Below are 14349 nucleotides of genomic sequence, written 5' to 3'. Positions count from 1 at the left end.
AATGCAATTAAGAGATTAAGAGAGAGGAGATAGATGCTATGAAACGAAAAGAAGTAATTTTTTTACTGGCAATGCTGTTAGTTGGAACTTCTGTTGGTGGTTTTGCATATCCAAGTAATTGTTATGCAGCAACAGCAGAGACAGAAAGTTCTTCGGAACAAAGTATTTATTCACTGGCCAATCATTATTTTAAAATCAAGTCTATCAGTAATGGGAAATACTTGCTTGGAAATAAAGCAGGATATGAAGCTCAGGCAGATACAGCCGATAGTGGAATGACATTCTACTTTAAAGCATCTGACTTGGGAGAATATATTCTTTTTGATCAGGATAGCAAGTATCTCACATATAACATTTTTAATGCAATTGTCCGAAATAAGACATTGTCAGATAAGACGCGATTTAAAGTAGAGCAGTATGAAGATAATTCCTTTTCTTTTTATTCTTATGTTAAAAAGAAATATGTTGGAATTAAGGGAACTTCACTGGTTTGGAAAGACAATGTGGATGATACATGCCGGTTTGAACTGGAACTTACAGAAGGAAATAACCCGTTTCCGGAAGCAGATATAAATATTGATTTTTATGACGGGGATGGGAATCCAATAACGACATCGAACGTGATGGCGAGACCGTCAAGTGGTGAAAACATTATCGGAACAGCAGATACTCATGCACATTTGTGTCATAACAAAGGATCAGGAGAAGTTGTATTTAATGGAGATGCATTTAGTCCCCTGGGAATTGCAGATGCACTCAATGATTGTACGGATCTGCATGGAGTAAATGGAGCGTATGATATTTGGGGAAAAGCAGTAGATGGTGCAACGACACATAATACATCGGGATATCCAAATTTTAGTTACTGGCCTACAAGTTATTCTACAAACCACGAACAGACATACTATAAATGGCTGGAGCGTTCCTATCTGGCGGGGCAAAGAGTGCTGGTACATCAGTGCGTAAATAATGAAATATTAGGAAAAGTTACCAATGTACTTCCGCCTTATAAAAATGGCGTAACAAATGATATGGACGCAATCCGACAGGAAATAGAGTATGTATATAAAATGCAGGATTATATAGATGCACAGTGTGGTGGACCGAATGAAGGATGGTTTAGAATTGTAACATCATCCGAACAGGCAAGAGATGTGATCAGTCAGGGCAAAATGGCTGTATTCTTAGGAATTGAAGTAGACACAATTTTTGGTGCAGATACGGATTTTGTTGGAAAATATAATGCTGGAGAAATCACAGAAGAAGAAATGAACACAGGTCTGGAAAATATAGAAAAGCAATTGGATGAAGTATATGATCTGGGAATAAGAAGTTTTTATATGATACATGCATTGAATAACGGTTTCGGTGGATGTCAGTTATATCAGGGGGAAATATTCAGTATTATGAATTACCTGAAAACATCAGATTTTTATCAACCAGAGGTAAGCACCAATCCAAGAGTATTCTACAAACAGCCGAAAGCAGATCTTCCAGAAGATGCACAGGGACATGCCAATGTTGAGGGACTTACAGAGACTGGAAAATGGATGATTCATCAGATGATAAACAGACACATGATTATAGAACTTGATCACATGAGTGACAAGTCCTTAAATGATACCTTGGATATCTTATGGGAAGAAAAATATCCGGGAATTATATGTTCTCATACAAGAATTTTGGATATGTTTAATCCAGAAGATGAGGCATGGGAACAATTGGATATTCCACGTATGATAAAAATATATCAGCTTGGTGGAATTATATCACCTATGATGTGGGAAACAACAACAGGACATCAGAGATGTGCAACGGATTATCTGGAATATATGATAGAACTGAGTAATAATTCAGAAACACCGACTACAGGAATATTAGATAATCAAAATTACTTTAAATATGACGGACCATACGAAGTGCCGACTACATGGTATAACATGAACGATGATGAGTCAGATGACATGATTCTTGGAATACCGTATGGAAGCGATGTTAATGGTGCATGCATGTTACCGAACTTTGATAAAGTACAAGAAAGTTTCGATACAGTTGATTATGACACTTTTACAGATTTATATCCGGGAATTTATGCGGATGGAGTAACAGCAAAGGTTAATAAACAAACTACAGGAAATGTCACATTTGATGTTAACGGTGATCGTGGTGTTGCACATTATGGTTTAGTACCAGATTTCTGGAAAAAGATGTCAACCAATAGCAATATTGTGGATATTAATGCAACATTTAATTCTGCTGAAGCGTATATCAGAATGATAGAACGTGCAGAAAAGTACTCAGATACATATCCAAGCAGAGATGAATCACAATGGATAACAACTTCGACAGAATATTGGCATTAGATATGGACTTTGAAAGAGGGGATAAGCCATGAACATTGATAAAATATGCGAACAGTTAACAATAGATGAAAAAATCCGGCTTTTAGGCGGTGTTGGTGACTGGCATACTTATGACTGTAATGGGAAAATCCCCTCTATTATGATGACAGACGGACCACATGGGATTCGAAAACTGGAACAGGAAAAGATTGGGGATATTGAAACCAGTAAGCCAGCAACCTGTTTTCCAACTGCAAGTGCAATAGCCTGCAGTTGGAATCCTGCTATTGTTAAAAAGATGGGTGAAGCGATTGCGAAAGAAGCAAAAAAAGAGCAGATATCCATTGTGCTAGGCTGCGGAATCAATATCAAGCGTTCTCCTTTATGCGGAAGAAATTTTGAATATTTCAGTGAAGATCCGTATTTGACAGGAAAGCTGGCAATGGGATATATCGAAGGTGTACAGAGACTTGGAATAGGTACGAGTTTAAAGCATTATGCTGTTAATTCACAGGAAACAAGACGAATGACATCCAATAGCCAGATTGATGAAAGAACTCTTAGGGAAATATATCTGTCGGCTTTTGAAGAAGTTGTGAAAAAAGCAAAACCGACTTCTGTAATGGCTTCATACAACAGGATTAATGGCGAATTTGGAGCAAGAAATAAATACTTACTGACAGATGTTCTGAGAAAAGAATGGAAATATCAAGGTGGTGTGGTGTCGGATTGGGGAGCAGCAAATGATATTGTAAGCTGTATGAAAAATGGTCTGACACTGGAAATGCCAGATCCGAAAGGCTTCCACACAGATGTGTTAAAAGAAGCGTATAAGGATGGCCGGATTACGGATCAGGAACTGGATAACTGGACTAAGAATGTTCTGCAGAATTTTGTATCACTTCATAAAAATATAGAAGAAAATTATGAGGTAGATATGGAAGAACAGAATCAGGTGGCACGTAAACTGGAAAATGAAAGTGCAGTACTTTTGAAAAATAATAGTGTTTTGCCAATTGGAAAAGAGAAGAAGGTAATCATTATTGGAGAGCTTGCCAGGCAGATGCGGTTTCAGGGAGGTGGGAGCAGTCATATCCAGCCGACGAAGATGACAAATGCGATTGAAGCAATACGTGAAAAAGGATATCAGGTAACTTATATACAGGGATATCAGAATGAAACGGAGGAATTAGGAGAAAAGCAACTACAGGATACGATAGAAAAACTGAAACAGGAATATAGAAAAAAGGATTGTGTGATTCTATATTTTATCGGTCTTACAGAATCTTATGAAGGAGAAGGATACGACAGGAAAAATCTTAAAATCCCTCAAAATCAGGAAGAGCTGTTGGCTGAAATTGCAGAAACTGTCGGAAAAGATCATATTGCAGCAATTAGTTTCGGTGGTGCGCCTATGGATTTTAGTTTTGAAAAGAATGTAGGAGCAATTCTTCACATGTACCTCGGAGGACAGGCTGTAGGGGAATCTGTTGCTGACTTAATCAGTGGTGAGGTGAATCCATCCGGTAAATTGGCAGAGACAATTCCGTTTTCAGAAAAAGATACTCCGGCATGGAGATATTTTGCACCTCCGAATGATGATGTAGAATACAGGGAAAGCATTTTTGTAGGTTATCGTTACTATGAGACATTCCATGTTCCGGTAAAATATCCGTTTGGTTATGGACTTTCCTATACTTCCTTTTCCTATTCGGAATTGAATGTACCGGAAGTATATAGTGGTGGAAAGATACAAATTCGTTTTAAAATTAAAAATATCGGAAAAGTGAGTGGAGCAGAAATAGCACAGTTATATATCTGCCCGATTGAATCAGATGTTATCAGAAGCCATATAGAACTAAAGGGATTTCAAAAAATATATCTGCATCCGGGAGAAGAAAAAGAAGTTATACTAGAGCTGGATGAAAGAAGTTTTTCCGTCTATGATGTAGAGAAAAAAGCCTTTTCCATGTTAAGCGGCAAATATCAGATCTGTATCGGAGCATCGGTACATGATTTGCAATTAAAGGCGAATATGGAAGTAGCAGGAAATAGTTATTTTAGAAATGAAAGAGAACTGTTTCCGGATTATTTTAGAGAGCAGCCACATGGAATGGAAATCAGTGCAGAACAATTTTATCAGCTATTAGGCGGTGAACCGAAACATGACAAAGAAAAAAAGCGTGGAGAGTATACGGTTTACGATTCCTATCAGGATGTGGTAAATGTCTCAATGTTTGGAAAAATTGTTCGTGGAGTCGTACATATTGGACTTAAGATTATACTTCGGGGAAAATCAGAGCGGGACCCGGCCTTTAAAATGGTAAAAATGGGAGTCGAAGAAGGAAATCTGGAAGGACTGATTGCAACCAGTGGTGGAATTGCAACTCCGAAGTTAATCGATATGTTAGTTTACAATGCAAATAAAAAATATCTGCAGGCTTTAAAAAGACTGCTGAAGAAATAGAGAGAGGGGGAAGTCGTATATGGAAAACAATAAATTGGATAAACGCACAAAATGGAGCTATTGTATAGGAGCAACCGGAAGAGATATGGCGTATGCACTTGTCTCTATGTTTCTTCTTACATATATTCAATATACGATGAAACTGACAGTTGCCCAATATGCAGTAATATCAGCAATTATGGTAGTGTGTCTGCTGTGGGATGCCATTAATGATCCAATGATGGGAATTATTATTGAAAATTCGCATTTGAAAGCCGGAAAATTTAAACCTTGGATTTTTATAGGAGTAATTTTAAACAGCCTGATAATTATCTGCTTGTTTACAGTAAGGCCGGAAGGATGGGGATTTGTTGCATTTTTTGGAGTGGGATATCTTTTATGGGGAATGACTTACACAATGAATGATATTGCCTATTGGGGAATGCTGCCGAGTCTTACATCAGATCCGGGAGAACGGAACTGGCTGGTAACCGTACAGGGAATTTTTATCTGTATCGGACAGTTTTCTGTTGCAGGTCTGCTCCCTGATATGGTAGCTGGAAATGCGATTATGGCATATCGGACGGCTGCGATTGTGATTGCTTTTTGTTTTATTGGTTTCCAGCTACTTACAGTGTTTGGAGTAAAAGAGAGAAAACGACCGGAAAAGAAGAGAACACTGTCATTAAAAGATATGTTTCATATATTCCTGAGAAATGATCAGTTGATAGTGATTGGAATTGCATGTTTATTATTCCAAATCGGAAATGGTCTTCTGATTATGATTGGAATGAATTTCTTTTATTTTGAATTTGGATATTCTGTAGGTGGCAGTCTTGTATTTTGGTTTACAATTATGTATGGATTAGGAACGCTGATATCAGAGGCATCTTTTGCGTGGCTTTCCTCAAAATTCACACGAAATCAGATTATAACTGCAGCTACCAGCATTACAGTCATTGGGTATATACTTTTTATGAGTGTAGGCTACATTGTACCAAAAAGTGTTGTTTTACTGAATATCATCGGTTTTCTAATCTTCTTTTCGCAGGGGGCATTCAATATGACGATGATTGTCATGTTAAATAATACCATAGAGTATGATGAAGTCCGGTTTCATGAACGACATGACAGTATTATCTCAGCAGTAAGATCTTTTGCAACAAAGCTGGCAAGTGCAGTTGATCAGGCGGTTGTTGCGTTAATACTGATTATAAGCAATATTTATGCAATCAGTCAGAAAATATCCGGATTAGAAATAAAAGCTGGTACAGGAGAACTTACTTCGGAAAATGTAATTGTACAGGCAGATAAATTTATTCAGACAGCAGATGCCGGACAAAGATTTATATTGCGTCTTGGAATTGTAGCTGTTCCGGTAATTTCTATAGGAGCTGCTTATATACTGATTAAACGGAAATATATTATTGACGAACGTAAGTATGAAGAACTGGTAGCGGAAATAAAAAGCACAAATAAAAAATGATTCAATTAGTTGTGATGATCTTATAATTGATGAGTTTAGAAAAAAGTGATATGAATGACAATTGATGATTTTATATATGAAAATAGTATTGTACGTGATAATGTTTCTGAATATATAGCAGATCATATAGATAGGGTGATAGAATCTGTTTGTAATAATTATGGATTAACTATAAAAATGATTTCTACAAATTATGCTTTTTCCACGTATTATAAAAGTGAGTGAAGAAAAGGCTTTGATTTGAAATCAAACATATTGGAAATTGTTCAGTCTGTATTTAGCGTATTTCACAGATTTAAATGCTATTCAAAAGAAGATAATTGTGTATGATGAGAGTTCTGTACAGCAGAAAATATTGATTCCATTTGCATATTATTTAGCATTAATTGTTGAAGATAAAGGAGAAGAAAATGTACTTGATCAAGACGATAAAAGGTGATATTACGAAAATAACAGATGTGCAGGCAATCGTGAATGCAGCAAACAGCTCTCTTCTTGGAGGAGGCGGAGTAGATGGTGCTATTCACAGAGTCGCAGGACCGGAACTTCTGGTGGAGTGCAGGACACTTCATGGATGTGATACGGGAGAGGCTAAAATCACTAAGGCATATAATCTGCCATGTGATGATGTTATACATACTGTCGGACCGATATGGAATGGTGGAAGAAATAGAGAAGAGGAACTTCTTGCTAACTGCTATTTTAATTCTATGAAGTTGGCAATGGATAATGGAATAAGGTCTATTGCATTTCCTTCCATATCAACGGGAGCATATGGTTTTCCGGTTGAGTTGGCAGCAAAGATTGCAGTACATACAGTAAACAGGTTCTTGCAAGATAATCCGGACAGTTTCGATTTGGTGGAATGGGTGCTGTTTGATACTCAGACTGAATCGGTGTATGAAGCCGAGGTTGATAAATTATACGACAAATAATTGGATTAATTATAGCAGACTTTATATATGACAGATATTTGAGCACATACACCATTAAAAATAGAATATAAGGATGCGTAAGGAACGATAAAATGAATTCATGCGGGAAAGGCATGGATTCTTTTTTTGGCTTCGAACGGAAGTCCTATCTGTAAAAAATATTTAAGTATATTAGAAGCAGATGAAAATGTCGTGTTAACACGACAAAATTGTCGCGTAAACACGGTCGGTAATTCATCCATGACAATATACAATAAACATGTGCTTGAGAGAGCACGTCACGAGAGTGAAGGCGCCGGAGCTCTCCAATACGAAATCGTAAAGGAGATAATTTATTATGAGTAAGAGAAAAATATCACATGCAGAGGAGTATGGATGTTAATTGATGGAGGTGGCAGAAGTGAGCAGAACTAAATTTGATCCATATGTGATTGGAAATAATATAAGAGATTTACGTGAAAAAAGAAAAATGACACAGATGAAGGCGGCTGAGGAAATGGATATGAGTTTATGTCATTATGCACGAATTGAGGAAGGCTCAAAGGGAATGAGTATTCAGATGCTTTTTAGATTTATTAATTTTTACAAAACTGATGCAAATACGATTTTAGGAACATATTTAGGAGGGATGGTGTAAAATGGATAAAAAGGATTTAAAAGACGAAAAGCTTTTGTACAATGTGCGTGAGACGGCAGCGGTATTAGAGGTGAATGGGCATCTGGTATATGAGTTGATTAACAGAAAACTATTATCTGCACTTCGATTAGGTAGTCTAAAGGTTCGTAAATCAACATTGATAGATTTTGTTGAGAGATATGAAGGAATGGATTTGTCTGATTTGGACAACATAAAAGAATTGCAACAGAATATGAATTAGTGACATTAAGGTCAGTCTTGGAATCACCATGGTGTGGAAAGACTGACCTTGTTTTATTAGTATATTTCATAAGCGTTAGTATTGTAAAAAAAGATGGTGATGATATAATAAAAACGTGTTAGACACTTGATGTTATGTGTAGTGTGATTATGTCAGAATCAGGCAAAGTCAACGACAGGACAACATTGTAGAAAATAACATATTTCAAAAAATAATATTGGTAGCTCCCCTTTTATATGACAAAACAACAACAGGCAACTAAACCATTCACCGTTTAGCTGCCTATTATTGTTTAAAGAATTCATTAAAATCACAATTAAAAATCTTGGTCAATCCAATCAGCATATCTACCGTTGGGTTATTATAACCATTTTCCACCTTGCTGAATATGCCGGTAGTTACATTGATGCCATCACATTGGAGCTTCGCAATGACTTCGGTGGCTTTCAAACCCTGTTCTTTCCGCAGTCTCCGGATGTTAGAACCTACCAGTGGATGCAGGTGTTGATTAATTCTTTCTGACATATGTATCACCTCGTTGAGAAAATAATATCCAAAATGGAAGAAAAAAGTGTCCAAAATGGAAGTTTTGTAGTATAATCGAGAAAGGAGTTTATATAAATTTACGGAAGGAGAAAGTTTGATGGCTATTCAGGAAGTGATCAAATATGAAGGGGATAATTCAACTCTTATTTATAAGCATCCCGCAGAAGACTTTAATACGCTGTCACAATTGATTGTGCATGAGTCGCAGGAGGCAGTATTTTTCAGTGACGGACAGGCACTGGATTCTTTTAAAGCAGGTCGTTATACCTTAGAAACGAAAAACATTCCACTTATTTCCAAAATAAGAAATCTGGTTTCGGGCGGAGTAAGTCCGTTCCATGTGGAGGTTTATTTTATTAACCTTGCGACCATGATGGATATCGCATGGGGAACACCAAGTCAGGTGACAGTTCGTGATCCGAATTACGGCTATAGTTACAGTGCCGGTGCCAGTGGTTCTTTCGGACTGAAAATAGAGGATGGAAGAAAGCTTCTGATTAATCTGGTTGGTACCGAAAAAGCAATGACCACCAAAGATATTCAGAAATTTTTTAAAGACCTTTTAGTTACAAGAGTAAAAAATTGCATTGCAGTAGAACTCAGCAAATATAGCTACAATGTTTTCAACCAGCATTTGAATGAAATTTCCGAAAACGTTGCCGGTCAGGTGGAAAGCGACCTTGAAGGCTATGGCATCCGGATTTTAAATTTCTTTGTGTCTGCAGTTACCATTAAGCCGGACGATTTGGAAGAACTTAAAAAATTAGATAACAGCATGGCACAGAAGCGGTTTGAAGCAATGGGAAATCGTGATGCTACCGTAATTGAAGCAGAAGGACTTGCCAAAGCGAGAGAACTGCAGGGATATACCTGGCAACAGGAGCAGCAGTTTGATGTAAGCAGAACATTTGCACAGAATGAAGGCTTTGCAGCGAATCCGGCGAATATGATGGCACAGATTCCACTGGCGTTTTCCATGGGTGACATGATGAAAAACAATATGGATGCAGCAGTTCAGGCACAGCCGGTAACAGCAGCGCAGACAGGGACAGCAGCAATGCAGCCAGATATTGCAGCAACACAGTCGCAGCCAGCAGTACAGCCGCAGGCGCAAGGTGGAAATATTACCTGTGTCAAGTGTGGAACGAGTCTGTCGAAGGATGCTAAATTCTGTTTCCAGTGTGGTGAAAAAGTGGTGATTCCACAGAAGATTTTCTGCGCAAACTGTGGAAATGAAATGCCGCCGGAAGCTAATTTCTGTACGAAATGCGGAACGAGGAGGGAGAAATAATGTTCAAGTACATATTTTGCCTGATTGCAATATTGATGCAGCCAATTTTTGCATTTCTGGTATTTCATAAACAGGAAAAACAAAAGGCAGCATTAAAGATGCCGCTTGTATATCTGAGCGGAGTCTATCTTGTAATTCAGATTTTTGTTTTCTTTAAGGTCTGCCTGAAAATTCCGAAGGATTATCAGGTGTATTCCTATTTGTTACAGAGTGCGATTTTAGCAGTTTTCATTATCATTGAGATTGCTATGGCAGCAAGTAATAAATATATTACAAAGGTTCAGACACAGGAACAGAGTTCCATCGAAGTGTTTAAAGGACTTATTCAGCAGCTTGAAATTTGCAGAGTGCAGATTACAGATGAGGTCAACCGCAAAGAAATTGACAAAGTGCTGGAAAAGATGCGATACAGTGATCCGGTCAGTTCACCTGCAGTGGCAACAGAAAATGAGGCAATCAGACAGTTGATATTGCAGCTTTCTTCAACAACAGATGAAGCCGCTTTTGCGGAAATCTGCGGAGCAATCATGAAGCAGCTTGAAATCAGAAAAATAAAAAATACAAAGGAGCAGGGCTAGAAAATGGAAGAAATAAAATGTCCCAGTTGTGGCAGTGGTGCAGTAAGAAAAATTACAGAGGAAAAGTATGAATGCATGGCATGTGATAATCTTTTCCTGGTACATAATTTATCAAAAGAGTTTCAGAAAACAGATGAACATATTGAAAATATTCATCAGGATTTGAAGAAAACAATTGAAAATATCAATCTGACTGCTGCTGTTGCTGGAGGAAGTGGAAGAGATGGTCTGGATAACCGTTATAAAAATGCCATGACTTTATTGAAACAGGGCAATATATCAGCTGCCCAGCAGGCTTTCAATAAAATCAAAAATGATTTTATCTGGAGTTACAAGGGATATTACGGACTTGCGCTGTGCGAAATACAGAAAGACCGGCCGGAATGGAACGCAGTGGGCGAATATATCCAGAAATTAAATCTGTGTGAAGATATTACTCCGGATATAAAAGCTGAGATGGAAAAAGTTTTGTCAGATGGAAAACAGAGTGCATTAGGACAGCTTGGCAATGCACTGAATGCGGAAAATGCGAAGCAGGCAGAGCTTAGCAATAATATTAAGCAGCTGGATGAAATGACTAAAATTCAGGAGAATTCATTATCAGAGAAGAAAGAAGAATTTTCGGCACGTTGGGAACATACTTCAGCAATAGGTAAGGCTGTTTCAATTATTGTAGCTGTTGTTTGTGCCATCATAGGAATTGTCAGTGTAATTTTTCTGTTCCGCTGGATTGCAGATGTGAGATATCTTTTCTCAAATGCAATGAGTTATGGCTTTTTTGCTGGAATTGGCAGAATTCTGTTGGGGTGTGTGCGGACTATTCTTCGTGTGGCAATTTCGGTGGGCGTTGTTTTTCTGATTATCATGTTTTATTTCTTGGTATTTGGAATTATTACAGCAAATCCACAGAAAGATTCGGCACAACAGAACATCGATAAAATAAATGGACAAATGCAGGTGATGCTTGAAAGACGGAATAATCTGCAGGCGGAACTTAACGTGTGTCAGAATAATATACAGAATATCAATCGTATTGGAAGTAACTTAGAACAGTTACAGAAGATAAATGTAGAAGAGATAATTCCACTGTTGATAGCAGCTGGTCAATATTACTAGAAAAGGAGAAAAAGTAAATGGGATTAATGAAATCATTATTTGGAAACAGAGGAGCACAACAGGTAGCAGAGAATAAGCTGGTAATCACCGAGGTAGGACCAAATCCGGCACAGGTAATTGCAATTGCGCAGAATTACTTCCCGGAAGACCCTACGGGAATTGCTACTGTGCTGAATGATAATATATTAGAAGGACAGTCTACTATAATTACACTTCCAGAGACGGAGAGTCTTTATGAAATGCAACAGGCACTGGATAATGCCGGAGCGAGCACTTATATCCAGAAAAACTGGCAGGATGAAGAGGATGCACCGGCATTGGCTAATATAGTTATTTACTCAATTGGCGAACAGAAAGATGCGGTAATAGAATGTTATCATAATATTCTGGGCTTTGACCGAAGAGACCTGGAATTAAAGCTTCTGACAGGTGTTTCAGATGATAATGGATTTTTTGTTTCTACTACAAAAGAAAGAGCAGAGACATTAAAAGAAGTATTAGATGAACTTGGTGCAGATACAGAACTGGAAGTGACATGGGATATAGAGGCAGAGGCTTCTCTGATTGTTCTATCAACAGGAAGAATGGATAAATACGATTTTTGTGTAGCATGCAATATGGGATATAAAACCAAACTTATGACTAAAGAAATAACATATGATAATTATAAGGATATATCAGAGGATGCACCGGTTATTCTGGATGGTATCTGTGAGGATCTTCTTCTTGCAAAGAAAAAAATAGAACTTTTTGGTGGAGATGCATTTATTGTATTTGATACTGATGAATCAGTAGGTGCAGCTTTATTGATTATGGATGCGGGTGCATCCGGTGCAGATACCTTAAAGGTTATGCTCAATTATCTGGATGTAAATATGGCAGAAGCAAACGCTCAGGTGAATGAACTGGCAATGGGAAAGAGTCAGTTGATTAAAGGCTCACTTGGTCTGCTTAAGAGAATGAAAAAAGAGCTGGATGCGGTTCATGTTACAAGTGAACTGATGCTGGATATGGATGAAGACGAAACAGAAGAGGAAGCATATGACGATACCTATGAAGAATCAGCAGCTGGACTTCACTGCATGAATTGTGGAGCAGAAATTGCACCTGGATCCAAATTCTGCTCGAAATGCGGAACCAAAGTGGAAGCAGAACAGAAGATGTTCTGTCCGCAGTGTGGAAATGAAATTATGCCGGGTGCAAAATTCTGCACAAAGTGCGGAGCAAGATGCATGTAACAGATACAAAAATAGAAGTTGAAAGAAACTAAGATGGAAAACATCTGCTTATCCGATTAAGGGAGGGCAGATGCTTTCTTTTTTTACTGACATTTTCATTTCATCATGTTATAATGTAATCAAAGCTTGATATTTCTATATACATTTCAATGGCACATAGCCTGTCAGAAGTATACCGGTATTCTATCATTTCGCCGGGTTCACCACATAACCTGATATGATAACAGGAATTTTCAAAGCTTTTATTTCACATTAAATGAAGCGGAGAGAATTCTTTCAGACAAAGGTTGTTGCGGTTAAGTGACATTGCAAAAGTATACTCTCCAAGACAAAAGAAAGGAGAAGAAATGTCAGGAAAAACAGAAAAATTACAATGGCATCCGGCGTTTTGTGCAGCAACAGAACTGGAACTGCGACAAGATCTGGATGTACTGGAATTAATTCCGGAGTATAATTTGAGTAAGAAACCACTTCAGATTGATCTTGTGATTATTAAAAAGATGGATTGGAAGCGGACGTTACAAAATGAAATTGGTCATATTATGAGGGGACACAATATTTTAGAGTATAAGGGACCGGGAGATGAATTGACGATAGATTCCTTCTTTAAGGTAATTGGATACGCCAGCTTATATAAGGCGCAGGGGATAGCAGTCAATAAAATTCCAGCATCTGAGGTGACCGTATCCTTTTTTCGGAATGCTTATCCGAAGGCACTTTTTCTGGAACTGAAAAAAGAAGGATATATCCTGAAAAAAATGTATCCTGGAATTTATTATGTAAGAGGAAAAGTTCCGTTCCCAGTACAAGTTGTAGTAACAAGTCAGTTGGAAAGAAAAGCTCATTGCAGCCTGCGGGTATTGACTACACAGGTAGAGATGCAGGATGCAGAACTATTTTTGGAACAGATACATTATTTGGAAAGTAAGAATGAACGGAGCAATATTGATTCGGTACTTCAAGTAAGTGTAAATGCAAATAAGCAGGTATATAGTCTGTTAAGGAGGCAAAATGAGATGTGTGAAGCATTGCGTGAATTAATGAAAGATGAAATTGAAAAAGAACTGGAAAATAAATTGGAGCAGGGCGAAAAACTGCAACTAATTCGTCAGGTAATCAAGAAACTGCAAAAAGGCAACTCCGTAGAAGAAACATCTGATATGCTGGAAGAAGAGCCGGAAAATATCAGGAAGATATATGAAATTGCAGCAACTATGGCGCCGGATTATGACGTAGAAAAAATATATCAAAAACTGTAGAAATTCAAATGGAAATATACCCAAGTAAGTCCCTAAGAAAAATTGTAGGGAAACACTTGACAAACATATTTTTATAAGATATAGTATAAAAGTACTAGCTATTAAGCTAATATAATTTTTCATAACTCATGCCTCTCGGGCTCTTCGGAGTTCGGGAGGTACTCCCCGAAAATATAGTCAGGATTTTATCCTGGCTTTTTTGTTTTACAGGAAATTGCTTTCCTGCAAAATGTG

At 37.7% G+C, this 14349-nt stretch carries 12 protein-coding genes; 11 read left to right on the top strand and 1 reads right to left on the bottom strand.

The window, feature by feature from the left end:
* The first annotated feature begins 38 nt into the window (after positions 1–38).
* The 6 genes from DWW33_RS01765 to DWW33_RS01740 all read left to right on the top strand — a co-directional run bounded on the left by DWW33_RS01765 (position 39) and on the right by DWW33_RS01740 (position 8087).
* Positions 39–2363, top strand: coding sequence for a hypothetical protein (locus DWW33_RS01765; protein ID WP_118638729.1), 2325 nt, complete (start codon positions 39–41; stop codon positions 2361–2363).
* Between the two features lie 28 nt (positions 2364–2391).
* A complete protein-coding gene (locus DWW33_RS01760; protein WP_118638728.1) occupies positions 2392–4809 on the top strand; it encodes a glycoside hydrolase family 3 C-terminal domain-containing protein in 2418 nt (805 codons plus the stop codon).
* Between the two features lie 19 nt (positions 4810–4828).
* Entirely contained in the window at positions 4829–6274 is a 1446-nt protein-coding gene (locus DWW33_RS01755; protein ID WP_117947099.1) for an MFS transporter, read from the top strand.
* A gap of 410 nt (positions 6275–6684) precedes the next feature.
* On the top strand, positions 6685–7209 hold the full coding sequence (locus DWW33_RS01750) for an O-acetyl-ADP-ribose deacetylase (protein ID WP_118638727.1): 525 nt from the start codon (positions 6685–6687) through the stop codon (positions 7207–7209).
* Positions 7210–7609: 400 nt separating this feature from the next.
* Positions 7610–7846, top strand: a complete 237-nt coding sequence (locus DWW33_RS01745; protein ID WP_158552122.1) for a helix-turn-helix domain-containing protein — start codon at positions 7610–7612, stop codon at positions 7844–7846.
* Between the two features lies 1 nt (position 7847).
* Positions 7848–8087, top strand: a complete 240-nt coding sequence (locus tag DWW33_RS01740) for a DNA-binding protein (RefSeq protein ID WP_117698976.1) — start codon at positions 7848–7850, stop codon at positions 8085–8087.
* Positions 8088–8372: 285 nt separating this feature from the next.
* Here DWW33_RS01740 and DWW33_RS01735 read toward each other — a convergent pair whose 3' ends face one another.
* Positions 8373–8612: a helix-turn-helix domain-containing protein gene (locus DWW33_RS01735; RefSeq protein ID WP_022242261.1), complete on the bottom strand. Its 240-nt coding sequence runs from the start codon at positions 8610–8612 to the stop codon at positions 8373–8375.
* 118 nt (positions 8613–8730) lie between these two features.
* Between DWW33_RS01735 and DWW33_RS01730 the strand changes: the two genes are divergently transcribed.
* The 5 genes from DWW33_RS01730 (at position 8731) to DWW33_RS01710 (ending at position 14115) form a co-directional block, all read left to right on the top strand.
* Positions 8731–9924, top strand: a complete 1194-nt coding sequence (locus DWW33_RS01730) for an SPFH domain-containing protein (protein ID WP_118172539.1) — start codon at positions 8731–8733, stop codon at positions 9922–9924.
* Positions 9924–10502: a hypothetical protein gene (locus DWW33_RS01725; RefSeq protein WP_022242263.1), complete on the top strand. Its 579-nt coding sequence runs from the start codon at positions 9924–9926 to the stop codon at positions 10500–10502. The genes DWW33_RS01730 and DWW33_RS01725 overlap by 1 nt, the downstream gene beginning before the upstream one ends.
* A gap of 3 nt (positions 10503–10505) precedes the next feature.
* On the top strand, positions 10506–11618 hold the full coding sequence (locus DWW33_RS01720; RefSeq protein WP_118638726.1) for a hypothetical protein: 1113 nt from the start codon (positions 10506–10508) through the stop codon (positions 11616–11618).
* 17 nt (positions 11619–11635) lie between these two features.
* Positions 11636–12856 carry a zinc ribbon domain-containing protein gene (locus tag DWW33_RS01715; RefSeq protein WP_118638725.1) on the top strand — a complete coding sequence of 407 codons (1221 nt, stop codon included), beginning with the start codon at positions 11636–11638 and terminating at the stop codon, positions 12854–12856.
* Positions 12857–13203: 347 nt separating this feature from the next.
* On the top strand, positions 13204–14115 hold the full coding sequence (locus DWW33_RS01710; RefSeq protein ID WP_118638724.1) for a hypothetical protein: 912 nt from the start codon (positions 13204–13206) through the stop codon (positions 14113–14115).
* Positions 14116–14349: the final 234 nt, after the last annotated feature.

Origin of the sequence: Roseburia sp. AF15-21, assembly GCF_003479505.1 — a bacterium.
In the GTDB taxonomy this organism is placed as follows: Bacteria; Bacillota; Clostridia; order Lachnospirales; family Lachnospiraceae; genus Roseburia_C; species Roseburia_C amylophila.
This window is presented reverse-complemented; position numbering and strand designations above follow the sequence as displayed.